Consider the following 22,892-nt stretch of genomic DNA (forward strand, 5'->3'; position numbering starts at 1 on the left):
TCAGGCGCTCAGCGGGACGGGGAGCCGGCGTTCCCGGTCGCGCAGGAGGGTCAGGGCGGCCCGTGCGGTGACGTCGTTCTGCCCGAAGGCGACCCCTCCGGTACGGGGGCGGCTGAAGGCGCTGCCGGTGCGGGCGGTGGTGTGCGGGCCGAGGGCGAAGCGGCGCGGGTGGGGGCGGCCGTCGCGTTCCAGGAGGCGGCCGTCGACGGGGTCGACGACGAGGAGGCCCGCTCCGGTGACACGTACCCCCTCCTCGTACAGGCCCCGGAGCAGCGGGCTGCCGGTGTGTTCGAGGGTGGGGTCGGGTATCCGGGCCTCGACGAGGGCGCGGGCTTCGGTCCACTCGCCCGGCAGGGCGCGGGACGTGGCGCGGAAGAGGCCGCGTTCCTCGTCGGCCTCGACGGTGACGCCGGGGCCGAGGAAGCGGACGAGTCCGGCGCGGGAGAGCGCGAGGAGCTGGTGGAGCCGGGGGCCGGGCGGGCCGGAGGCGAGGTAGCTGAAGAAGCCGTGCCACCAGGGGCCGGGGTCCAGCTGCTTGCCGAGCCGCAGGAGCTGTCCGTAGACGGAGAGGAGCCCGGCGAAGACGGCGGCGTCGGCGCTGTGGGCGGGGTCGTGGCGGCGGGTGACGTCCTGGGCGATGTAGGCGCGCAGACCGTCCTGGAGGGCTTCGTCGGAGTCGTAGCGCAGACCGGCGAGGGGGTGGTCGAGGGCGTCCGGGTCCAGTCGGTCGGCGGGGTCGGGGACGGCGGCGGCGACGAGCGCGGTGACCTCCGCGCCGCGCGGCGGGGCTTCGGCGTAGGCCCGTTCGAAGTCGCTCCAGGCGAGCGCGGTCCGCTCGGGGTGGGTGGAGAAGAGCCGGTGGTAGTGGGCCCAGCCGAGTTCCTTGGCGATGAGCGGCCACACATCGCGCCGGAAGTCGACGGGGCCGCCGCGCCGGAGGAGGGCGTCGGTCTGTTCGGGCCCGAAGAAGCGGGGCAGCGGGGGCCGTTCGCCGTCGAGGCGGTAGCCGATCTTGGAGTGGTACGGGACTCCGCGCCGGGAGCCGACGTGCAGGACGGGTTCCTTGCCGGAGGGCACGTAGACGAGCGCCTCGCCCTCGCCCTCGTAGCGTCCGCCGCGGCCCTCGGTGAGCAGCACCATCAGGTCGACGAAGGCGAGGCCGAAGCCCCGGACGAGGACGGGTTCGCCCGCGGGCAGGGCGGCGAGGTCGGTGTCGGCGGTGAAGTCCGGCGGCAGGTGGAGGAGCCGGTGCCGGGCGGCGAAGTCGGTCAGGGCGCGCTGTTCGGCGTCGGGCCGGGCGTCGAGGTGGCCGACGGTGAGGACGACGAGGTCGGCGAGGAGGGGGGCGGCGTGGCCGTCGAGCCAGACCCGCTGGCGGCCGTCGCGGGGGCCGCCGACGCGCAGCGCGGTGGTGCGGTGCTCGTGGACGGTGACGGAGGCGGGCAGGGCGGCGCGGGCCCGCTCGTACACCCAGCGCAGATAGGCGCCCTGCTGGGGGCGGCTGGCGAAGTGCCGGCCGTCGAGACCGGCCCATTCGGCCAGGGTGGGTCCGGGGCCGACGGGTCCTTCCATGGCGACGGTCTCGTCGGTGAACATCGTGACGTCCTCGGCCTGGGAGTTCATCCAGAGCAGCGGGGACTGCGCGGTGCGCCAGATGCGGCCGGGGCCCGGCGGGTGCGGGTCGACGAGGTGCACGTCGAGGGGGGTGTCGCCGTACAGCTCGGGCAGGTTGGCGGCGAGCCGTTCGAGGAAGCCGGTGCCGCGCGGCCCGGCGCCCACGATCACGATCGAGGCGCGGGGGCTCATCGGGCACCCGCCGTACCGCGGGCGTAGCGCTTCTCGACGTAGTGCTGGCCGATGCCGAGGACGGAGGTGACGGCGACGTACCAGAGGGTGGCGACGAGGAGCAGCGGGACGACCTCGTACGTGCGGTGGTAGATCAGCTGGGTGGAGTACAGCAGGTCCTGTACGGCGATGACGGAGACGATCGAGGTGCCCTTGAGGGTGCCGATCAGCATGTTCCCGGCGGGCGGGACGATGGCGGGCATGGCCTGCGGGAGCACGATCCGGCGGAGCCTGCGCCACCGGCCGAGGCCGAGGGACTGGGCGGCCTCCACCTGGCCCCGGTCGACGGAGAGGATGCCGCCGCGCACGACCTCGGCGGCGTAGGCGGCCTCGTGCAGGGTGAGGCCGATGACGGCGACGGAGACCGGACCGAGCAGGTTGACCGTGCTGACGCCGAGGATCTGCGGGTAGAGCGCCCCGATGTTGAACCAGAAGAGGAGCTGGACCAGGATCGGGGTGGACCGGAAGAACCAGACGTAGCCCCAGCTGACCGCGCGGAGCACGGGGTTGGCGGAGAGCCTGAGGACGGCGAGCAGGGTGCCGAGGGCGAAGCCGAGGGCCATCACGAGGGCGGTCAGCCACAGGGTGAGGCCGAGTCCGCGCAGGACGGAGGCCGAGGTGAAGTAGTCGGCGACGACGTCCCACTGGAAGGCCCTGTTGTTGACGACGGAGACGAGTCCGAGGGCGAGGAGGACGAGGACGGCTCCGGCGGCGGTCCACTGCCCGGCGCGGCGGGCGGGGACGATCCGCGGGGCCGGTTCGTCGGGGGGCGGTTCCCCGGCCGTCCCGGCGGGGGTGGTGAGCGTGGCGAGGGGTGTCGACATGCGAAGGCTCCGTGGATGCCAGGGGGCGGATCGAACACGGGAGTGCGAACGGGAACGCACGGTGGCGTTCGTCCGGAATCCGGATGGCGACGCACGACGGCGCCGGTCCGGGAGTGCGCCTTCACACGCACGGCGAGCGATGAGCGCGGAGCCGGGCCCCTCAGCCCGATGTCCGCCCTGTGAGGCTACGGCCGTCGAGCGGAGGCTTGTCAAGTCCGTCCGGAATATGAGCTGTTCGTCTCGCGCCGGTTGACGGGGAAACGGATGCCTGTTCCACTGGGCCCATGCACTCGCAGCAGCTCGTCACGCGCTCCCACATCGACTTCGGTCGCGTGTGGTCCTCTTCCTGTTGAGCCGTCCCGCTGCCCTGCCCTGCTGTTCCTCCTTCTCCGCGACGTCCTTCGTGACGCCTCTCGCGGCTCCTTCACCTGCGCGGCACTGAGCTCCGACTCCCCTCGCCCCACCTTTTCCGGCTCTCTTCAGCTGAAAGAGACCCATGCCTCTCACACCCCACCGTGAGTCCGCGCTGTCCGTGCGCAGGACCACGGCCGACGACCCCTTGGCGCGCCCGCTCCTCGACGAACTGGCGCACGAGTACCTGTCCCGGTACGGCTCCGCGCACGATCTGAGCCGTTATCCGGCGGCGGAGTTCGCCCCTCCGCACGGCGCCTTCCTGCTCCTCCTGGAGCGGGGCGGACCCGTGGCGGGCGGTGCGTACCGCCGTTACGACGACCGGACCGCCGAGCTGAAGCGGATCTGGACCCACTCGGCGCACCGCAGGCGCGGTCTCGCCCGCCGGGTCCTGACCGCGCTCGAACGGGACGCCGCCGACCGCGGCTACTCCCGTCTCTATCTGACGACCGGACCACGTCAGCCGGAGGCCAAGGGCCTCTATCTGGCGAGCGGCTACCGCCCGCTCTTCGACGTGTCCGCGGATCCCGAATCGATCGGCCCGCTGCCGTTCGAGAAATTCCTGGAGAACCCGAAGCCATGAGTACGCGTACGAGTTCCGGCACCACCCGCACCGCCCTCGCGTTCGGTCTGATCACCGCGGCCGCGCTCGGTCTCACGGCCTGCGCCGGCGGTGAGCCCGCGACGGCCCCCGCCGGGGCCGCGGGCGCTCCGGCCGCGGGGAAGGGCGCGCTCCCGACCGAGGACGTGGTGGCGGGGGTCCGGCGGAACGAGGCGGCGGCGAGGCTGCTCCCCGCCGATGTGCGCGGGCGGGGCAGCTTCACGCTGGCCTCCTCGGTGGCGACTCCGCCCAGCTCGACGTACCTGCCCGACGGGAGGACCGTGGTCGGGGTGGACGCCGACTTCGCGGCGGCCGTGGGGAAGGCGCTCGGCCTTGAGGTGAAGCGCGAGGTGGTCGGCTTCGAGGCGATCCTGCCCGCGCTGGGCAGCGGCAAGTACGACGTGGGGACCGGGAACTTCGGTGTGACGGAGGAGCGGCGCAAGGCCATCGACTTCGTGACGTACATCAACGACGGCCAGGGCTTCGCGAGCCGGGCGGACAGTCCTCTGAAGGCGGTCACCGACCTGACGCAGCTGTGCGGTCTGAAGGTGGCCGTGAACGCGGGCACCACCTTCGAACGGACCCTGGAGCAGAACAAGGGCCGGTGCGCGCGGGCCGGGAAACCGGCGTACGAGGTGAACGTCTACAGCGAGACGGGGGCGATCTGGATGTCGCTCCAGCAGGGCCGCAGCGATGTGGTGATGAACACGATCAACGGCGTGCGGTACGCGGTGACACAGCAGCGGAACGTGAAGTTCCTCAACGAGTACCGGCGGCTCGACGTCGGTTTCGCCTTCAAGAAGGGCACCCCGCTCGCGCCCGCCTTCCAGGCCGCGGTCAACGGCCTGAAGGCGGACGGGACGTACGACCGGATCCTGAGGAAGTGGGGGGTGACGGGGTCGGGCATCGAGACCTCGCGGATCTCCCCGCCGGAGATCCCGGCGCCGACGAAGTAGCCGGAGCACCCGGCCGGGGGGCGGCCCGGCCCTGGACCCCACCCGGTCCGGGACCCACCAGGCCCTGGACCCACCCGGTCCGGGACCCGCATGACCCCGCGCCCGCCCGGTCCGGACTTCACCTGCCCGGGACTCACCCGTCCGGGACCCGCCCGGTCCCGGACGTCCCGCCCGCGCCCGTCAGCAGCTGCAGCCGCAGTCGCAGCCGCCGCAGTCACCGCAGCAGCCGTCGCCCTCGCAGCACGAGGAGCAGTTGCTGCAGCAGTCACAGCAATCGCAGCAGCCGCTGGGGTCGCACTGACGGCAGAGCCCCTCGCGCCGCTGTCCGCTCCAGGGGTCCTCGAAGGCCCCGCAGCACATCTGGCAGGTGCAGGCCATGCCGATCCAGAGGGCGCACCCGGCTATGAGCCCGCGCCGGTCCGGCGGTCCGGGCGGCAGCGGCCCGCCGGGGCCACCGGGACCGCCGGGACCGGGCGCCCAGGGCCCGCCGGGGCCCTGGGGTGCGTACGGGTTGCCCGGGACGGGGCCGCCCGCCCCCGGGAAGGCGTACGGGTCCCCCGCGACCGGTCCGTGGGCGTGGCCGGGCCCCTGGGCGTGCCCGTGCTCCCGGCCCGCTCCCCGGGCGGTGTGGGAGCCGCTCGTGGTGCCGAAGGCGCGGTCGACGGAGGTGCGCAGTTCATGGGCGAGCAGGACGTGGACCAGCTTGCCGTCGGTGAACTCGGCGTCCCTCAGGGCGAGCCGGACGCCGCGCAGGGCGTCGTCGGCGAGCCTGCGGGCCTCCGCGCGGGAGGTGCCGGTCGCGGTGAGCGGGTTCCAGGCGCCGCGCGCCGCGTCGGCGCTCTGGTCCTCGACGGCGTCCAGGAGGTGGGCGAGGCGGCCGAAGAGCCGTCCCGCCTCGGCGAGCGGTCCGGCGTTCCCCGGCCGTCCGGCGAGGACGGCGGTGTGCGCGAAGGCGGCGGCGGTGGCGGTCTCGGTGGGTTCGGTGACGGCGAGGAGAGGGGTGCCGGGTCCGGCGAGGGTCTCGATGCCGGTCTGGCGGTCGACGGCGTCCACGAGGACGGCGGTGTCGAAGCCGAGGGTCCGGCCGGTCCGCGCGCCCGCCCGGTCCCAGGAGCGGGCGACCCGGCGCGCGGCGGCGGCGACCGGGCGGCGGGCCAACAGGCCGTCGCGGTCGGCGACGTGGTCCCGCACCTTCGCCGAGGCGAGGACGAGGGAGACGGCGGCGGCGAGCCGGGCGCCCTCGCCGCGGGCGACGGGCGCGGTGCGCATCCCGCGCAGCGGACAGGGTCCTGCGGTGCGGCGTCCGGCGTCCGTCGTACCGGTCTGAGCCTCCGTCAGGACCGAGACGATGAGCCCGTCGTAGTTGGTGACGATCCGCGCGAACTGCCCGTGATCCGCGCGCAGGGCGAGGCAGAGACCGCAGAGGTGGGCCATCCACTCGGTCCTGAGGCCGTCGGTGAGGCGGTGCGGGCAGGGTCTGACGATTCCGAACAAGGACTCCCCCGTGAGTCTTGGTCTGGCCGATTCCGAGTGGCCGGTGAGCGGCCACGCGGCATCGTAGCGAGCGGGCCGTTCACCCGTACGCGCCCACCGTCACCCTTCCGGACCGACTTTCATATTTTCATCTGCATGGCCCTCCCTCAGGGGTCGCATACCGTATGTTTTCTGACGATTCGCCAGCAAATGTCGCTCACGTTCTGCACCAGTACCGTCACGAATCCCCTGCGCGCCGACTATCCACTTGGCGCGCGATCCGCATCATGGACGACGATAGGGATTGCGGAACCACAAGTGACCGCGCTGAAAGGAGGCGTCCATGGGATCGGTGCGCAAGGCGAGTGCCTGGCTGGGACTCGTCGAGGACAACGACGAGCGTTACTACGACGACGAGTACGCCGACGGTGCCGAGAGCGGCGAGGCCTGGGTGACGGACCCGCGGGTCCGGGTGGCCACGGACACCGCCGAGGACCGGGGCCGCCGGATCGCCACCGTCTCCCCGGACGGCTTCCGGGACGCCCGGGGCATCGGCGAGCTCTTCCGGGACGGTGTCCCGGTGATCGTGAACCTGACCGCGATGGAGGGGAACGACGCCAAGCGCGTGGTCGACTTCGCCGCCGGTCTCGCCTTCGGCCTGCGCGGTTCCATCGAGCGGGTGGCGACGCGGGTCTTCCTGCTGACCCCGGCCGACACCCGGATCATCACCGGCGAATCCGGCCGCCGCCGCGAGGACGGCTTCTTCAACCAGAGCTGAACGGGTCCGCCGGACCGGCCGGACACCCCTTCGGGGTCAGTGTCCCGGACGCCCCGAGCCGGCGGGCTCGATCGCTTCCCGGGTCGCGGGCACCCGCGGCCCGGCGACACCGTCCACCACGCCCGTCGCAGCCGTCACCGCCGTCCCACCGGTCACGGCCTTCCCGCCCGGCACGGTCTTCCCGCCCTTCGCGTCGGCTCCGGCCGCCGCGTCCGTCCCGGAGTCCGGCGCCCACGCCGACTCCGGTTCCGCCCCGGCGGGCTCGGGTTCGGTCTCGGCCGGACACTCCATCGCCAGGGGCAGCCGCAGGGCCATCAGCGCGCCCAGGAGCAGCAGTCCCGCGCTCACGAAGAGCGTGACGTGCAGCCCGTCCACGAAGGCGTGCCGGGCCGCCTGGTGCAGGGCCCCGCCCGCCGTGCCGCCGAGCTGCCCGGCGACCTGGTAGGCCTCGCCGAGCGAGTTCGCGGCCGCCCTGCTCGCCTCCGCCGGGACCCCGGGGACCGAGGCAAGCCCGGGGGCGTAGGCCGCGTTCATCACACTGCCGAGCAGCGCGATGCCCATGCCCGCGCCGAGCTGGTACGAGGTCTCGCCGATCGCCGCGGCCCCGCCCGCGCTCCGCTGCGGCGCCTCGCTGAGCATCGACTCGTACGCCGAGAAGAGCGTGGTCTGCAGGCCGAAGCCGAGCAGCACGAAGCCGGTGGTGAGCAGCAGCGGCCGGTCGTGCTGTCCCATCAGGGTGAGCAGCAGCACGGCGACGGCGGTCAGGACGAAGCCCCAGCCGACCATCCGCCGGGGCCCGATCCTGCGCAGGGTGTACGAGCCGGTGGCACCGGCGGCCATGGCGGCGAAGGTCAGCGGGAGCAGCCGCAGCCCGGTCTCCAGGGGGCTGAGGCCGAGGACCAGCTGGAGGTACTGGACGGCGATGAGTTCCAGGCCGACCAGGGCCAGCATGGCGAGCACGATGCAGCCGACCGAGGTGGTGAAGGCCGACCGGGAGAAGAGCCGCATGTCGATGAGCGGGTGCGGGCGCCGCTTCTGCCGCCGGGCGAAGAGGATCAGGAGGGCGGCGCCGATCAGCAGTGGACCGGCGGTCGGCAGGGCCAGGACGGGGTCGCCCGCGCCCGCGCGCTTCACTCCGAGGACGCAGCCGAGGACGCCCGCGGCGGCCATGAGGGCGCCGAGGACGTCCCAGGGGCCGTCGGCGGAGCCCCGGGACTCGGGCAGGAGGCGGCGGCCGAGCGGCAGGATGAGGGCCATCAGCGGGATGTTGATGAGGAAGACGGAGCCCCACCAGTAGTGCTCGACGAGGAAGCCGCCGAGGACGGGCCCGGCGGCGGCGCCTATGGCGGCGACGGCGGTCCAGACGCCGATGGCGGTGGCACGTTCCCTGCGGTCGGGGAAGACCGCGCGGAGGATCGAGAGCGTGGCGGGCATGATCATGGCGCCGCCGACACCGAGCAGCGCGCGGGCCGCGATCAGCACCTCGGGGGTGGTCGCGAGCGCGGCGACCGCCGAGGCGATGCCGAACAGCCCGTAGCCGAGCAGGAGGACCCTGCGCCGTCCGACCCGGTCCCCGAGGGTGCCGAAGAGGATGAGGAGGGAGGCGCAGATCAGGGGGTAGGCGTCGACGATCCAGAGCAGCGCGGTGGAGCTGGGGCGCAGGTCCTCGGTGAGCGAGGGGACGGCGACATGGAGGATGGTCGCGTCGAGGGCGACCAGGAGGAGGCTGACGCAGAGGACGACGAGGACGACCCAGCGGTTGGCACCGCCGTCGGCGGCACGGGGTCGTGCTGGGGCCGTGTGCGTCCGCGACATGTACGTACCTCCCAGTGAAACTCTCGCACTCGGCGGGTCCTGACCAGGGCGTATGACCCGGGGGCGGCCCGGCATCGACGGGCGAGCGAGCCGTCAGCGTACGCGAGTTCAAGCCTCGGGCGCGTGGTGCAGCTCTCACCCCGGCGGGGCTCGTGGTGTGGCGTGCACCACTCGGACCCGCCCGCGCTTCGCATGGAATTCCGTACGGACATGCGTTTGAAGAGAATTCCGTACATTCAAACACCCTTCCGGATTCACCCCTCCGGCATTAGGGCGGAAGGTCATCCGATTTCCTGACGGACGCCAGGAATAGGCCGCCCGATGAGACCCGTTCCACATCACATCAACATCACGAAGGGAGCGGATCGACCGGGTCTGCTTCTCACTCCCTGTAACGTCGATTGGGTGCGTACCGACATCTTTGCCCGGCTGGACCGGGAGCCGGAACCGCCGAAGATAGAGGTCCCGGGGATGACCCGCACGCGTCTCGCCCTCTTCGGCGGGACGTCGGCGTTCTATCTCGCCATCGTCGTCGCCGTCCTGCTGTCGACCTGGCTGGTGACCCTGGACTGGAAGATCATGCTCTTCCGGCCCTACCAGCAGTGGCCCGAGCTGCACGGCTTCCTCGACTACTTCGTCGTCCTCGGCCAGCGCGGCCCCACGGCCGTCATGGTGGCCGCCTGGCTCGGCTGGCGCTCCTGGCGCCAGCACAGACTGCGCCCGCTGCTCTGCCTCGGCGCCGCCCTGCTGCTGCTCAACGTCTCTGTGGGCGCGGTCAAACTCGGACTCGGCCGCCTCGGCCCCCACTACGCGACGCAGATCGGCTCGGCCGAACTCTTCGCCGGCGGCGACATATTCCCCTCGGGTCACACCGCCAACGCGGTCGTGACCTGGGGCATCCTCGCCTATCTGGCCACCACCCCCCGGGCCAGGCGCTATCTGTCGGCGCTCTCCGCCGTGGTCGCGCTCGGCGTCGGCCTGACCACCGTCTACCTGGGCACCCACTGGCTGAGCGACGTCCTGCTCGGCTGGGCCGCCGGGCTGCTCGTCCTCCTCGCACTGCCCTGGTGCGAGCCGGTCATCGCGGTGGCGGAGTCGTGGATCCTGGCCGCGCGCGACCGGATCGGGGAGCGGCTGCGGGACCGCCGCCGTCTCGTCCCCTCGCTGCCGGTGGCCTCCGGCGGACCGCGTCCCGGGTTCTTCCCGCCGCGTCCGCAGGGTGCGGAGGAGCCGGTGGGAGTGGCCGGCGGGCGCCGCACCTCGGCGACCCGGGGCTGATCCCGCCCCTCGTACGCGGAAGGGCCCCGGCCGTCATCGGCCGGGGCCCTTCTCCGTGCCCGCCGGTCAGCCCGCCCAGCAGCGGGTGACGGCGCCGCCCTCGACCTCGAAGTTGAGGCGCCCCTTGAGGTACTCCATGGTGATGATCGAGCCGGGGGGCAGGGACCTGACCGTGGTCCACCCCCGGGACCTGGCGAGCCGCTCGGCTCGGTCGGCGTCGAGGCCCACATAGGACTCGGGGGCGTCGCCGGACGGACGGGGAGTGCGCGGTGTGGGTGCCATGACCCACACGTTAGTCCTTCGGCGGTCACGCTTGTGTCACAAGTTCTCGACATATGTTTGGTTCACCGCCGGTCACCGGGAAGGGCGGTTTCCAGCCGCTTCTCCGGCAATTCCGCGCACGGTCCGCCGGTACGCGCGAAGATCACGGAAAGCGGGCCCGAACACGTGTAATTCTCCGTTTCCGCGGGGCCCTCACCGAATTGCCCGACGGCTTCCCCCGCGAGGCGCTCACGCTTCCCTTACAGAATGCTTACGAGGAACGGGAGTTCACCGCGCGCGGACGAAGGCGGCTCACCCGTCCCCGGCGGGCCCGTCTCCGGACCGGCCGAAGGCGCCGCCGGACCGGTCGAGGGCGCGGGACAGCAGATCCCTGAGCGCCCGTACCCGGTCGGCCAGTTCCGGCGGATCGATCACCTCGAAGTCGAAGCCGATCATCGACACGTGGATCACCATCACGTCCAGGCTGTGGGCACCGGTCCGCAGCAGACAGCTGTTCCCGCCCTCCGCCGTGAGGACACCGTCGGCCGCGCCGACCGCCTCGGCGGCCACCGCGAGCGGCACGTGCAGCCGTACGGTCGCCGTGGTCGGGTACACGGCGGTGGACACGCCCTTCGCCACATAGGCGGCCAGGTCCTCGGCGGGCGGCTCGCGCGGCGGGAAACGGGGACCGTGCGGCGGGGTGGGCACGATCCGGTCGGCCCGGAAGGTCCGCCAGCCCTCCCGGTCCACGTCCCAGGCCACCAGGTACCAGCGGCGTTCGCTGCACACCAGGCGGTGCGGCTCGACGGTCCGGCGGGTGACCGTCCCGCCGTGGTCGCGGTACTCGAAGCGCAGCCGCTCCGCGTCCCGGCAGCCGTGGGCGAGTTCGGTGAGCACCGCCGGGTCGATCCGCTCGCGCGGGGTGCGCAGCATGGGCACGGTGAAGGTGTTGAGGGCGCTCACCCGGCGCCGCAGCCGCCCCGGCAGGACCTGCTCCAGCTTGGCCAGGGCCCGTACGGAGCTCTCGCCGATGCCCTCGACGCCCTGCCCCGCGGCGGCGCGCAGGCCCACCGCCACCGCCACGGCCTCTTCGTCGTCGAGGAGCAGCGGCGGCAGTTCGGCCCCGGCGCCGAGCTGGTAGCCGCCACCGGTGCCGGGACTGGCGTTGACCGGGTATCCGAGGGCGCGCAGCCGGTCGACGTCCCGCCGGACGGTCCGGGGCGTGACCCCGAGCCGTTCGGACAGCGCGGCCCCGGACCACTCCCGGTGGGCCTGGAGCAGCGAGAGCAGACGCAAGAGGCGTGCCGAGGTCTCCAACATGGCACCGAGTCTCCCAGCCCTCGCGGACAGATCCGGTCCGCGAGGAGCACGGGGCTGCCCCGGGACGGCAGGCGGCCGGGCACCGAGGTCCCACCGGGCGGGCACCGCCCAGGTTCCCGGTGGTCGCCCCCGGACGGGAACGGCCCCGGACGGGAACGGCCCCGGTCGGGACCGGTCCCCGGCGCACACGGACCCGGCGTACGGGCGGGACGTCCCCGGCTCCGAGTCGGCCGGTGGTCCCGGCACACCCCGGCCGGGACCCCTCCCCGGTCAGCGGAAGCGGCGGACCTGGCGGCCGGTCTTCGCCTTCAGGGTGTAGACGGCGTCCACGGCCCGGCCGGTCAGCCGGTGGGCCGCCGCCCGCCCCGGCCCGTGGGTGCGGGCTCTCGCGCCCCGCTCGACCAGTTCCGTCCACAGGGCCTCGTGCCGGGCGGCGATCCTGGCCGGGTCGAACCGCTCGGACGCGGCGAGCGCCGCGCGCGCGGTCCTGGCGCGCAGTTCCCCGTCCTCGACGAGCCCGCGCAGCGCCCGCGCGAAGGCGGCCGTGTCGTCCACCGGCACCAGGAAGCCGTCCACCCCGTCCTCGACGATCTCGCGCGGCCCGTGCGGGCAGTCGGTGGAGACCACCGGCAGTCCGCAGCGCATCGCCTCGACGATGGTCATGCCGAAGGACTCGCGCTGCGAGGTCACCGCGGCGATCGAGCCCTTGGCCAGCTCCGGTTCGAGCGGGGTCACCGAGCCCATGAGAAAGACCTGCCCGCCGAGGCCCCGGCTCTCGATCTGCCGGGTCAGCGGCCCTTTGAGGTCCTGCACGGCGTCCCCGGAACCGTAGATCCGCAGCTTCCAGTCGGGATGGTCGGCGGCCACCTCGGCGAAGGCGTCGATCAGCAGGTCGTACCGCTTGACGCGGGTCAGCCGTCCGGCGGCGACGACGGTCCTCGACGCCGGGTCGGCGGGCCCCGCCGAGGGCGCGGGCACGCTGTTGGGCACGGACTCGATCCGTACGCCGGGCAGCCCGAGCCGCCGGTACGCGCGGGCGTCCGCCTCGGTGACGGTCGTGACGGCGTCGAGGAGCCGGTACTCGTGGCGGATGTCCCGGCGCAGCCGGTGGCTGTGCCCGTCGAGGATCAGGTGTTCCTGGCCGACGAGGACAGGACCCCGCCGGGCCTGCCGGGTGAGGTGGACGTTCAGCCCGGGGCGGGTGGCGACGAGGACGTCGGCCTCGACCCCGCGCAGGTGCTCGCCGATCCGGGCGTCGGTGAGGGCGCTGTACTGCTTCCAGCGTCCGTCGCCGCGCGGGAAGACCTCGGCGGGACGGTGGAAGTCGGGGTGCTCGCCGTCGTACCCCGGGCTGTCCTTGCGGACGTCGACGAGGTGACGCAGGGTCACCCCCGAGGGGAGCCCGAGGAGCGGCCGGTCCCGGTGGCGGAACACCGAGACGATCTCTACCTCGTGACGCCCCGCCAGTTCCTCGGCGAGGGTGAAGGTCGTCCGGATGGTGCCGCCGTAGTGGTAGCCGTTGTGGAGCAGAAAGGAGATTCGCATCGCGCTGCCGGTTCCCCCCGGTCAGTTGATCGGTCGCCCGACTGTACTTGCCAGTGGCGGACGGCCGCCCGGGGCGGTGGCCGGAGCTCCTCCGTACGGCCCTGAGCGGGGGCCGGAAACGGCCCGGCGCCGTCAGAGGGGCGCGATCCGCAGCATGGCTCCGACGACGAGCCGGTCCGGATCGGCGCCGATCAGCTCCCGGTTCGCCGCGTAGAGGGCCTGCCAGCCGCCCTCGACGCCGAAGCGGCGGGCGATCGAGCTGAGGGTGTCGCCGCTCCGCACGGTGTGGACCCGCCCGCTCAGGCCGTACCTCTTCGAGCAGACGGACCACGCGCCCCAGCCCTGGGTACGGAGCACCTCCTCCGCGACGGTGATCTGCTGCGGGCGGGTCGCCAGGTCGGCGCGCCGGGCGTACGTCAGGCCGCCGTGCTCGACCCACGTCGGCTGCCAGAACTGGAGTCCGCCGTAGAAGCCGTTGCCGGTGTCGGCGTGCCAGTCGCCGCCGGACTCGCACTCGGCGACGCACCCCCAGGGCCACTGGTCGGCGGCGCAGGGGTAGGAGGGGGCGGGCCCGCGAAGCCCGTCGGAGACGTGCCGCGGCGCGCCGGGCGCCTCCCCGGCCGGGCCCCCGGCGCGGGCCGGAGCCGGGGCCAGGGCCAGCAGCGCGGCCACGGACGACACCACGAGGGAACCGGCTGCACACCATCGGATCTTCGACATCGAGGCAGGCTAGGCAGCCTTGGACGGCCCCGGTCCGTGGCGCGCGGAACACCGCGCGCGCCCCACCCGGTCGGAGTCACCCGCCCCGGCGCACGCGCCCCGGGCAAGTTCCCCGGCTTCCACGCGTGACCCCCGCCGAGCCTGACCCGTTGAACTCGGCATGGGACGCCCGGGATCGGCCCGGCGTCCCCCGTGTCTAGTCCAGGGAGTCCCCCGTGCCGCGCATGCTCGACGTCAGCGAGGACGTACGCGCCGAGATCGGCGACGAAGAAGCGGACCGGCTGCTCGCCGGTGACAACACCCCGGGCAGTTACGACTGCACCTCCTGCCGCACGCCGGGCGACTCCGACCAGGAGCGCACCAGCACGGTGCTGTTCGTCGGCGACGAGACCGCGGTCCTCGCGTTCGCCCACGCCAGCTGCATCCCGTCGCAGGTCGTCCGGGTCGCCGAGGAGCAGCTCCAGGGCGCCGTGGCCTCCATCACGGCGGCGGACACCGCCGACGCGCTGTCCGCCGCCCACCCCGAGCAGGCGGTGCTCGGGGTGACCAGCGGTCTCGTCCTGATCGATGGCGAGCTGCACCCGGCGCTGGTCGTGGAGCCGACCGCGCCGGTCGCCCGTCCGGGTGCGGACGGTCTGACCGACGAGTTCCTGCCGCTCCTGGCCCAGCAGGGCTTCCATCCCGTCATGGACCTGAACGAGAAGCCCGGGGTGCTGCCCGGCTGGTCGGTCCTGGTCGCCATGGGCCAGTTGCACTCCGTGCTCCAGCCCGGTCCCGGCGGCTCGGGGCAGGCCGCCTGGTGGCAGGCGCACCAGCCCCTCCAGGTCACCGAGGGCTGGCGCGCGGCGGCCAACAAGTCGCACACGGTGCTCGTCTTCGCCGCCCCGGTCGGTTCGATCGGCCAGCAGCCGCGCGAGGACCTGCTGCGTGACGCGCTGGAGAAGGCGGCGGCGAACGGGCGGCTGGTCGCCGCCGCGATGCCGCTGGCCGGTACCTGATGGAGGACGGCCGCCCCGGCATAGGGCGGGCAGGGGGTTCCGGGCCACCGCTCGATCCCGGACCCTCGGGACCGGCGGGACCCTCAGGACCGGCGGGCGAAGGCGCGGGCGGTGCGTCGGCCGGACGACGGGGAGGACCGGTGGGGGGCGGGACCCCGACCGTTCCGCGCCCTCGGCGTGCGCCCCTTTCGGAGAGCCGCCCGCATCCGACGGGCGGCGGGGTCGTTGGCACCTACGTGCACTCATACGACCCGTTCCGCCCCCCGTACCCGAATCCGATCCCCGCGATGCGCCCCGCGCGGGACGACGCCCCGGGCGGCTCTCCCACCCCGATCTACGACGCCCTGTACTCGGAGTACCGCAGATCGTTCCGCACCCTGCCGGGTGATCACAGCAACGAGGAGGAGCTGAGATTCCGGGCCTTCGGGACGCAGGTGAGCACGGGCCTGTACGGGACCGGGCAGCCGTACCACCGGTACGCGGCGCACCCTCCGGCGTGGTCCGCGCAGCCTCCCGCACAGGCGGCGCTGCCACCGGGGCCCCGCCGGGGTTACTGAGGGCACCGGGGGGACGACGGCCGAGGGCCGGGGCGTGTCGTACGCCCCGGCCCTCGGCCGTGTCCGGTTCCCCGCCGTCTACTTCTTGCGGCTGCGCTTCTCGCGCACCCGCACCGAGATGTGGATCGGGGTGCCCTCGAAACCGAACTCCTCGCGGAGACGGCGCTCGATGAAGCGGCGGTAGCCCGCCTCCAGGAAGCCGGAGGCGAAGAGCACGAAGCGGGGCGGCTTGGTGCCCGCCTGCGTACCGAAGAGGATGCGGGGCTGCTTGCCGCCGCGGACCGGGTGCGGGTGGGCCGCGACGATCTCACCGAGGAAGGCGTTGAGCCGGCCGGTGGGGACGCGGGTCTCCCAGCCCGCCAGCGCGGTCTCGATGGCCGGGACCAGCTTCTCCATGTGACGGCCGGTCTTGGCGGAGACGTTGACCCGGGGAGCCCAGGAGACCTGCTGCATCTCGGTCTCGATCTCGCGCTCGAGGTAGTAGCGGCGCTCCTCGTCCAGCTCGTCCCACTTGTTGTAGGCGATGACGATGGCACGGCCCGACTCGACCGCCGTCGTGATGATGCGCTGGTCCTGCACCGAGATGTTGTCGGTGGTGTCGATGAGGATGACGGCCACCTCCGCCTTCTCGATGGCGGCGGCCGTGCGCAGGGAGGCGTAGTAGTCCGCGCCCTCCTGGAGGTGGACCTTCTTGCGGATGCCCGCGGTGTCGACGAACTTCCACGTCACGCCGCCGAGCTCGATCAGCTCGTCGACCGGGTCGCGGGTGGTGCCCGCCAGCTCGTTGACGACGACCCGGTCCTCGTTCGCCACCTTGTTGAGGAGCGAGGACTTGCCGACGTTGGGGCGGCCGATCAGGGCGATGCGGCGGGGGCCGCCGACCGCGTCGCCGAAGCGCTGCTCGGGGGCCTCGGGCAGCTTCTTGAGGACCTCGTCGAGGAGGTCGCCGGTGCCGCGGCCGTGCAGCGAGGAGACGGGGAACGGCTCGCCGAGGCCCAGGGACCACAGCATGGTGGCGTCGGCCTCGCCGGACTGTCCGTCGACCTTGTTGGCGGCGAGGACGACCGGCTTCCCGGCGCGGCGCAGCAGCCTGACGACGGCCTCGTCGGTGTCGGTGGCGCCGACGGTGGCGTCCACGACGAAGAGACAGGCGTCGGCGGCCTCGATGGCGTACTCCGCCTGGGCGGCGACGGAGGCGTCGATGCCGAGGACGTCCTGCTCCCAGCCGCCGGTGTCGACGATCTTGAAGCGGCGGCCGGCCCATTCGGCCTCGTAGGTGACGCGGTCGCGGGTGACGCCCGGCTTGTCCTCGACGACGGCCTCACGGCGGCCGATGATGCGGTTCACCAGGGTCGACTTGCCGACGTTCGGCCGGCCGACGACGGCGAGGACGGGGAGCGGGCCGTGACCGGCCTCCTCGATCGCGCCCTCGACCTCGTCGATGTCGAAGCCCTCTTCGGAGGCGAGCTCCATGAACTCCGCGTACTCGGCGTCGCCAAGTGCCCCGTGGTCGTGCTGGTCGTTCATGAAGTCCGTTCCTTGATCATTCGTGGTCGGTGGGTCCCCGGGCCGCGGGGCCCACTACTGAGAGTCTCGCTCAGCGCCCGGTGAGGCGCCTGGCGTTTTCCAGGTGGCCGGTGAGCTTCCCCTGGATGCGTACGGTGGCCTCGTCCAGCGCCTTGCGGGTGCGGCGGCCGGAGCCGTCGCCCGCCTCGAAGGCGTCGCCGAAGACGACGTCGACGCGGCCGCGCAGCGGAGGCAGGGCCTTGACCAGCCGTCCTCTGCGGTCGGTGCTGCCGAGCACCGCGACCGGGACGATCGGCGCCCCGCCGCGGACGGCGAAGTACGCCAGGCCCGCGCGGAGCGAGGCGAAGTCGCCCTCGCCCCGGGTGCCCTCGGGGAAGATCCCGAGGACGCCGCCCTGCTCCAGGACGCCCAGGGCGCCCGCTATCGCGGTGCGGTCGGTGCTTTCACGGTCCACCTTGACCTGCCCGATGCCCTCCAGGAAGCCGCCGAGCGGGCCGACGAACGCCTCCTTCTTGATGAGGAAGTGCACGGGCCGGGGGGAGGTGCCCATGAGCATGGGGCCGTCGATGTTGTGCGCGTGGTTGACGGCGAGGATGACGGGGCCGGAGGCCGGTACCCGCCAGGCGCCGAGGACGCGCGGTCTCCAGAAGCCGTACATCAGCCCGATGCCGATGCGACGGCCGACGACGGCGCCCTTCTCCGAGGGCGGGGTCACTGGGCGGCCGCCCGCTTCCGCGCACCCGCGCGCCGCTCGTCCACCAGGGTGACGACGCACTCGACGACCTGGTCGAGGGTGAGCTCGGTGGTGTCCACCTCGACGGCGTCGTCGGCCTTGGCGAGCGGGGAGGTCTTCCGGCTGGAGTCGGCCGCGTCCCGCTTGGCCAGGGCTTCCCTGGTGGCGCTGACGTCGGCGCCCTTCAGCTCGCCGGAGCGGCGGGCTGCACGGGCCTCGGGCGAGGCGGTGAGGAAGATCTTCAGGTCGGCGTCGGGCAGGACGGTGGTGCCGATGTCCCGGCCCTCGACGACGATGCCGTGCGCGGCGCTCTTCGCGATGGAGCGCTGGAGCTCGGTGATGAGGGTCCGCACCTCGGGGACGGCGCTCACGGCGCTGACCTTGGAGGTGACCTCCTCGGTCCGGATGGGACCGGCGGCGTCGGCGCCGTCCACGGTGATGGTGGGCCGCGCCGGGTCCGTACCGGAGACGATGACGGGCTTGGCGGCGGCGTTGGCCACGGCGTCGGCGTCGTGGACGTCCACCCCGTTGCTGATCATCCACCAGGTGATCGCCCGGTACTGGGCGCCGGTGTCGAGGTAGCTCAGCCCCAGTTCGGCGGCGACCGCCTTCGAGGTGCTGGACTTGCCCGTGCCGGAGGGCCCGTCGATGGCGACGATCACGGATTCCACGGTGGGAACACCTTCCTGGGGTGAGCGGCGGGGCCCGGCGGAGTCGCGGGAGCCTCCACAAGGTTACCGAGTCCCACGCACCCGTTCGGCCCAGGCCGTGTCCGGCCGGGCCGGGGCCCGCCGACGGCGCCCGCCGTCCCGGCGGCGGGGCCGGTGGCCGGGCCCCGCCGGACCGTGCTCTCAGCCCGTCCGCAGGGCCCAGCCGCGCTCCTGGAGCGCCTTGCCGAGGACCGGGGCCTCCGAGGGCTCCACCATGAGCTGGACGAGACCCGCCTGCTGCCCGGTCGCGTGCTCGATGCGGACGTCCTCGACGTTGACCCCGGCGCGCCCCGCGTCGGCGAAGATCCGGGCCAGCTCGCCCGGCTGGTCGCTGATGAGGACGACGACGGTCTCGTAGAGGGTGGGGGCTGCGCCGTGCTTGCCGGGGACGCGGGCGCGTCCGGCGTTGCCCCGGCGCAGGACGTCCTCGACGCCCGAGGCGCCTTCCCTGCGCCGGTCCTCGTCGTCGGACTGGAGGGAGCGCAGGGCGCGGACGGTCTCGTCGAGGTCGGCGGCGACGCCGGAGAGGACGTCGGCGACCGGGCCCGGGTTGGCGGAGAGGACGTCGATCCACATGCGCGGGTCGGAGGCGGCGATCCGGGTGACGTCCCGGATGCCCTGTCCGCAGAGCCGTACGGCCGACTCCTCGGCCTCCTCCAGGCGCGCGGCGACCATCGAGGAGACCAGCTGAGGGGTGTGCGAGACGAGGGCGACCGCCCGGTCGTGGGCGTCGGCGTCCATGACGACGGGGACGGCCCGGCAGAGGGCGACGAGTTCCAGGGCGAGGTTGAGGACCTCGGTGTCGGTGTCCCGGGTGGGGGTGAGGACCCAGGGGCGGCCCTCGAAGAGGTCGGCGGTGCCCGCGAGGGGCCCGGAGCGCTCCTTGCCCGCCATGGGGTGGGTGCCGATGTACGAGGTGAGGTCGAGGCCCCGGGCCGCGAGCTCCCGCTGGGGGCCGCCCTTGACGCTGGCGACGTCGAGGTAGCCGCGGGCGAGCCCGGCGGTCATGGCCTCGGCGAGGCTGGTGGCGACGTGCGCGGGGGGCACGGCGACGACGACGAGGTCCACCGGGCCCTCGGGGGGCGCCTCGGTGCCCGCGCCGAGGGCGGCGGCCGTGCGGGCACGGGACGGGTCGTGGTCGCGGAGGTGGACGGTGACGCCCCGGCCCGCGAGGGCGAGGGCGGCGGAGGTGCCGATCAGTCCGGTGCCGATGACGAGCGCTGTTCTCACGGGGTGATGTCCTTGCGCAGGGCGGTCGCGGCGCCGGGGCGGGCGGGCGCGGTCCGGGGCTTCGGGAGGTCGGCCCCGACGCGGGCGAGGGGGCGGGCGGCCGGGGGCGTCAGGCGTTCGGCGCGGGGGGCTCGGGCGGGGACCGGAGGGGCTGCGCCGGTGGTCCGTACGCCTATGGTCCGTACGCCTATGGTCCGTACGCCTATGGTCCGTGCGGCGGCGGTCCGTGCGCCCGCGGCGCGCGCGGCGGCCGGACCCGCGCCTGTGGTGCGTACGGCGGCCGGACGGCCCCCTGGGCGCCCGGGAACGGCGGTGGGCAGGGGGCCGAGGGGGCCGCCGGTGACGGGCGCGCCGCGTACGGGGAGGCCCGCGAGCGGCTCCCCGCCCTGCTCACAAGGGTGTCCGGCACCGCCCAGGTCCCGCCGGACGGCTCCTCGGACCGCTCGTACCGCCACGTCGTGACTCCCTCGTCTGCGTCAGTGCTCCGTTCAGCCTAGTCAGGGCCCGGTCCGGGGTCGCGCGGTGCCCGTCCCGCGAGACACGGCGGACGGGCGGCCCTGTGGCGCCGCTGCCGCCGGACGGCGTCCTCCGGAGAGCTCTCGGGCAGCGGGCCGGTGGGGGCGGATCCCGTCGACGGTCCCGGGGCCTCCTGAGGGCCGGTCCCGGGGTCCCGGGCGGACCTGGCGCAAGATGGTCACCGGGCAGCGCCTCGGCGGTCCGGGCGCCGCCGACGGGCCGGTCCTCGCCGCCGACGGGCCGGGCGCGGGCCTGGCCGGTGTCGTCCGAACCGGTGTGCTCCGCCATCGGACGGCGGTGCGCCCGGCGGCTCGGCCGCGCGGTAGAACTGTCGACATGCTCCTGCACGTCGTACCCCTGGCCGACTGGTCGGCCGCCCCCGAGGGCCCGTACTCCCCCGCGTCCCTCACCGCCGAGGGCTTCGTCCACTGCTCGGCGGACGGACCGGCGGCCCTCGCGGTCGTGGACGCCCACTACCGGGAGGTGCCGGGGCCGCTGCTCGTCCTGGTGATCGACGAGGAGCTGCTGACCGCCGAGGTCCGCCGGGAGGGATCGGGCGGGACGCTGTTCCCCCATGTGTACGGGCCGGTGGAGCGGACGGCGGTCACCTCGGTCCTGGAGGTGCGGCGGGACGCGGACGGCCGCGCGCGGGAGCTGGTCCCCCGGACGTAGGCCGTCCCCTCCGGGCCGGGCAAGGGCCAGGCGAGGGCCGGGCAAGGGCCAAGGCCAGGGAAGGGGTCAGGGAAGGGGCCGCCCCTGGCCGGGCACGGGACCGGGCGGGGCCTTCCGGGCGCGCCCCGGGGCGTGTCGCCCGGTCCGCCGCCGGTCCGGCGCCAAGCTGGCCGTATGACTTCACACGCCACCGGCCGCCGTACCGTCCTGTTCACCGCCGCCGCGCTGACGACGGGCTGCGGCACGAGCGGCGGGGGCGGGGGCGGTACGGACGCCGGGACCCCGGAGGCCAGCGCCCCGGCCTCGACGGGCGGCGCGTCGGAGGCTCCCGGGGGCGCCGCCCTGGCCAGGACCTCCGAGATCCCGGTCGGCGGCGGCACGGTCTTCGCCGACCGGAAGGTGGTCGTCACCCAGCCGAAGGCTGGGGAGTTCAAGGCGTTCTCCGCGGTCTGCACCCATCAGGGCTGTCTCGTGGACAAGGTCGCGGACGGCACGATCGACTGCCCCTGTCACGGTTCCCGGTACCGGATCGCGGACGGTTCGGTGGCGGGAGGACCGGCGCCCCGGCCGCTCCCGGCGGAGCGGATCACCGTCTCCGGGGAGGAGATCACGCTCGCGTAGCCTGAGCCGCATGACCCCGGACGAACTGGTGCGCGACCACACGATCTACTCCTGCGTCATGGGCTCCCGCGCGTTCGGTCTCGCGACCGAGGACAGCGACACGGACCGCCGGGGCGTCTACCTCGCCCCGGCGCCGCTGTTCTGGCGCTTCGACAAGCCCCCGGCGCATGTGGAGGGGCCCGCCGAGGAGCAGTTCAGCTGGGAGCTGGAACGGTTCTGCGAGCTGGCCCTGCGCAACAACCCGAACGTCCTGGAGTGCCTCCACTCCCCCGTCGTCGAACACTCCGACGCCCTGGGCCGCGAGCTGCTCTCGCTGCGCGGCTCCTTCCTCTCCCGGCAGGCCCACACCACCTTCGTCCGGTACGCGCAGGGCCAGCGCCGCAAGCTGGAGGCGGACGTGCGCCAGTACGGCCGTCCGCGCTGGAAGCACGCCATGCACCTGCTGCGGCTCCTGGCGAGCTGCCGGGACCTGCTGCGCACCGGCGAGCTGCGGATCGACGTCGGCGAGGACCGCGAGGCACTGCTCGCGGTCAAGCGCGGCGAGGTGCCCTGGCCCGAGGTGGAGGCCCGGATGAACCGGCTCGTCGAGGAGGCCGACCGCGCCCGGGACACCACCCCGCTCCCGGCCGCCCCGGACCGCGCGAGGGTCGAGGACTTCCTGGTCCGCGCCCGCCGCGCCACGGTCTGAGGGACCGGGAGCCGCTCCGGGCGCGCCTCAGGAGGCCGCGAGCCGGGCCCGTACGACGAGGTCGTGCAGCAGGTCGTGGGCGTCCGGTGCCTCTTTCAGCGCGGACGCGTCCCGGGCCGCGTCGAGGACGGCGTGCAGGGCCTCCGTCTCGGCCCTGACCTCCTCGACGTCCACTCCGGCGGGCCCGTGTTCCGCCGCCGCCTTCGCGGCGACGAGGCCGGGCAGCCGGGCGGGCGCCTCGGGGACCTCCTCGACGAGGGTCGGCAGATGGGCCTGCACCTCCCCCGCGCGCATGAGGTGGATGCCGGTGAGCAACGCCCGGTAGGTGTGGAGCAGCGGCTTGAGTTCGCCGCCGCTCTCGAACAGCCGCCACTGCGTCCCGGCGAATCCCCGGTAGTGGTGGGCGTGGTGACGGGTGAGCACCCGGGGCACCAGGGAGACCAGTTCCGCGTGGACGTCCGTGGTGTGCGCGACGAGCGGGGAGGTGAGCTGTTCCAGGACGTAGCCGTTGCGGCGGAGCATCAGCCGGACGAACTTCCGCAGGTCGTGGGTGACCAGGTCCATCTCGACGCCGTCCCTGTCCCCCATGAGGCCCCGGGTCTCCTCGGGTTCGCGGAGCCCGATGAGGGCGTCCACCGGGAGCAGGTGGACGCCCCGCAGGTCCACGTCGGAGTCGTGGGACGGGAAGCCGTACAGATGGGCGCCGGAGACCGTCACGAAGAGCAGCGGATCGGGCTGTTCGGCCACGACGGCGGCGAGGTCGGTGTCGAGGGCCGTGCCCGCGATGCCCGCGGTGTCCAGGGTGAGCGTCAT

23 protein-coding genes are annotated in these 22,892 nt (G+C 73.8%); 9 read left to right on the forward strand and 14 right to left on the reverse strand.

Annotated features, from left to right (window positions below; all coding sequences use genetic code 11):
- Both ACIO92_RS29545 and ACIO92_RS29550 read right to left on the reverse strand, forming a co-directional pair.
- Positions 1-1,806, reverse strand: a complete 1,806-nt coding sequence (locus ACIO92_RS29545; protein WP_402283432.1) for an FAD/NAD(P)-binding protein — start codon at positions 1,804-1,806, stop codon at positions 1-3.
- On the reverse strand, positions 1,803-2,669 hold the full coding sequence (locus ACIO92_RS29550) for an amino acid ABC transporter permease (protein WP_366444069.1): 867 nt from the start codon (positions 2,667-2,669) through the stop codon (positions 1,803-1,805). The genes ACIO92_RS29545 and ACIO92_RS29550 overlap by 4 nt, the downstream gene beginning before the upstream one ends.
- 496 nt (positions 2,670-3,165) lie before the next feature.
- On the opposite strand from ACIO92_RS29550, the gene ACIO92_RS29555 reads away from it, so the two are divergent.
- Both ACIO92_RS29555 and ACIO92_RS29560 read left to right on the forward strand, forming a co-directional pair.
- Positions 3,166-3,663 carry a GNAT family N-acetyltransferase gene (locus ACIO92_RS29555; protein ID WP_366444068.1) on the forward strand — a complete coding sequence of 166 codons (498 nt, stop codon included), beginning with the start codon at positions 3,166-3,168 and terminating at the stop codon, positions 3,661-3,663.
- A complete protein-coding gene (locus ACIO92_RS29560) occupies positions 3,660-4,637 on the forward strand; it encodes an ABC transporter substrate-binding protein (protein WP_366444067.1) in 978 nt (325 codons plus the stop codon). The genes ACIO92_RS29555 and ACIO92_RS29560 overlap by 4 nt, the downstream gene beginning before the upstream one ends.
- Before the next feature lie 180 nt (positions 4,638-4,817).
- On the opposite strand, the gene ACIO92_RS29565 is transcribed toward ACIO92_RS29560, so the two are convergent.
- Complete coding sequence (locus ACIO92_RS29565; RefSeq protein WP_402283435.1) at positions 4,818-6,131, reverse strand: DUF5685 family protein; 1,314 nt, start codon at positions 6,129-6,131, stop codon at positions 4,818-4,820.
- Positions 6,132-6,453: 322 nt separating this feature from the next.
- Between ACIO92_RS29565 and ACIO92_RS29570 the strand changes: the two genes are divergently transcribed.
- A complete protein-coding gene (locus ACIO92_RS29570) occupies positions 6,454-6,888 on the forward strand; it encodes a cell division protein SepF (protein WP_366444065.1) in 435 nt (144 codons plus the stop codon).
- A 36-nt stretch (positions 6,889-6,924) separates the two neighbouring features.
- On the opposite strand, the gene ACIO92_RS29575 is transcribed toward ACIO92_RS29570, so the two are convergent.
- Complete coding sequence (locus ACIO92_RS29575) at positions 6,925-8,703, reverse strand: MFS transporter (protein ID WP_401240937.1); 1,779 nt, start codon at positions 8,701-8,703, stop codon at positions 6,925-6,927.
- 405 nt (positions 8,704-9,108) lie between these two features.
- Between ACIO92_RS29575 and ACIO92_RS29580 the strand changes: the two genes are divergently transcribed.
- Entirely contained in the window at positions 9,109-9,981 is an 873-nt protein-coding gene (locus ACIO92_RS29580; RefSeq protein ID WP_366444063.1) for a phosphatase PAP2 family protein, read from the forward strand.
- Between the two features lie 66 nt (positions 9,982-10,047).
- On the opposite strand, the gene ACIO92_RS29585 is transcribed toward ACIO92_RS29580, so the two are convergent.
- The 4 genes from ACIO92_RS29585 to ACIO92_RS29600 all read right to left on the reverse strand — a co-directional run bounded on the left by ACIO92_RS29585 (position 10,048) and on the right by ACIO92_RS29600 (position 13,827).
- Entirely contained in the window at positions 10,048-10,263 is a 216-nt protein-coding gene (locus tag ACIO92_RS29585; RefSeq protein ID WP_366444062.1) for an I78 family peptidase inhibitor, read from the reverse strand.
- Between the two features lie 291 nt (positions 10,264-10,554).
- Positions 10,555-11,562, reverse strand: a complete 1,008-nt coding sequence (locus ACIO92_RS29590) for a YafY family protein (protein WP_366444061.1) — start codon at positions 11,560-11,562, stop codon at positions 10,555-10,557.
- 270 nt (positions 11,563-11,832) lie between these two features.
- Positions 11,833-13,107 (reverse strand): glycosyltransferase family 4 protein, encoded by a 1,275-nt coding sequence (locus ACIO92_RS29595; RefSeq protein ID WP_366444060.1) that lies wholly within the window; start codon positions 13,105-13,107, stop codon positions 11,833-11,835.
- A gap of 132 nt (positions 13,108-13,239) precedes the next feature.
- Positions 13,240-13,827 (reverse strand): transglycosylase family protein, encoded by a 588-nt coding sequence (locus ACIO92_RS29600; RefSeq protein ID WP_366444059.1) that lies wholly within the window; start codon positions 13,825-13,827, stop codon positions 13,240-13,242.
- 215 nt (positions 13,828-14,042) lie between these two features.
- Between ACIO92_RS29600 and ACIO92_RS29605 the strand changes: the two genes are divergently transcribed.
- Complete coding sequence (locus tag ACIO92_RS29605) at positions 14,043-14,825, forward strand: hypothetical protein (RefSeq protein ID WP_366444058.1); 783 nt, start codon at positions 14,043-14,045, stop codon at positions 14,823-14,825.
- A 287-nt stretch (positions 14,826-15,112) separates the two neighbouring features.
- Positions 15,113-15,382 (forward strand): hypothetical protein, encoded by a 270-nt coding sequence (locus ACIO92_RS29610; RefSeq protein WP_401240931.1) that lies wholly within the window; start codon positions 15,113-15,115, stop codon positions 15,380-15,382.
- Positions 15,383-15,460: 78 nt separating this feature from the next.
- Here the strand turns inward: ACIO92_RS29610 and der are convergent, their stop codons facing one another.
- The 5 genes from der to ACIO92_RS29635 all read right to left on the reverse strand — a co-directional run bounded on the left by der (position 15,461) and on the right by ACIO92_RS29635 (position 20,037).
- Positions 15,461-16,909 (reverse strand): ribosome biogenesis GTPase Der, encoded by a 1,449-nt coding sequence (gene der, locus ACIO92_RS29615; RefSeq protein ID WP_351788969.1) that lies wholly within the window; start codon positions 16,907-16,909, stop codon positions 15,461-15,463.
- A gap of 70 nt (positions 16,910-16,979) precedes the next feature.
- On the reverse strand, positions 16,980-17,567 hold the full coding sequence (locus ACIO92_RS29620; RefSeq protein ID WP_366444161.1) for a lysophospholipid acyltransferase family protein: 588 nt from the start codon (positions 17,565-17,567) through the stop codon (positions 16,980-16,982).
- A 53-nt stretch (positions 17,568-17,620) separates the two neighbouring features.
- The gene (cmk, locus tag ACIO92_RS29625) at positions 17,621-18,304 is read right to left on the reverse strand and encodes a (d)CMP kinase (RefSeq protein ID WP_401241090.1); all 684 of its coding nucleotides are present in this window, start codon (positions 18,302-18,304) and stop codon (positions 17,621-17,623) included.
- 189 nt (positions 18,305-18,493) lie between these two features.
- Positions 18,494-19,582: a prephenate dehydrogenase gene (locus tag ACIO92_RS29630; protein ID WP_366444056.1), complete on the reverse strand. Its 1,089-nt coding sequence runs from the start codon at positions 19,580-19,582 to the stop codon at positions 18,494-18,496.
- A complete protein-coding gene (locus ACIO92_RS29635) occupies positions 19,579-20,037 on the reverse strand; it encodes a hypothetical protein (RefSeq protein ID WP_402283439.1) in 459 nt (152 codons plus the stop codon). The genes ACIO92_RS29630 and ACIO92_RS29635 overlap by 4 nt, the downstream gene beginning before the upstream one ends.
- Positions 20,038-20,434: 397 nt before the next feature.
- Here ACIO92_RS29635 and ACIO92_RS29640 point away from each other — a divergent pair, with 397 nt between their 5' ends.
- The 3 genes from ACIO92_RS29640 to ACIO92_RS29650 all read left to right on the forward strand — a co-directional run bounded on the left by ACIO92_RS29640 (position 20,435) and on the right by ACIO92_RS29650 (position 22,079).
- Positions 20,435-20,770 carry a DUF952 domain-containing protein gene (locus ACIO92_RS29640; RefSeq protein ID WP_401241087.1) on the forward strand — a complete coding sequence of 112 codons (336 nt, stop codon included), beginning with the start codon at positions 20,435-20,437 and terminating at the stop codon, positions 20,768-20,770.
- A gap of 174 nt (positions 20,771-20,944) precedes the next feature.
- Positions 20,945-21,391: a Rieske (2Fe-2S) protein gene (locus ACIO92_RS29645; RefSeq protein ID WP_402059542.1), complete on the forward strand. Its 447-nt coding sequence runs from the start codon at positions 20,945-20,947 to the stop codon at positions 21,389-21,391.
- 10 nt (positions 21,392-21,401) lie between these two features.
- A complete protein-coding gene (locus ACIO92_RS29650; RefSeq protein ID WP_402059544.1) occupies positions 21,402-22,079 on the forward strand; it encodes a DNA polymerase beta superfamily protein in 678 nt (225 codons plus the stop codon).
- A gap of 27 nt (positions 22,080-22,106) precedes the next feature.
- Here ACIO92_RS29650 and ACIO92_RS29655 read toward each other — a convergent pair whose 3' ends face one another.
- Positions 22,107-22,892: a DNA polymerase beta superfamily protein gene (locus ACIO92_RS29655; RefSeq protein ID WP_402283442.1), complete on the reverse strand. Its 786-nt coding sequence runs from the start codon at positions 22,890-22,892 to the stop codon at positions 22,107-22,109.

It is taken from the genome of Streptomyces sp. NPDC087215, from assembly GCF_044744885.1.
Classification (GTDB): domain Bacteria; phylum Actinomycetota; class Actinomycetes; order Streptomycetales; family Streptomycetaceae; genus Streptomyces.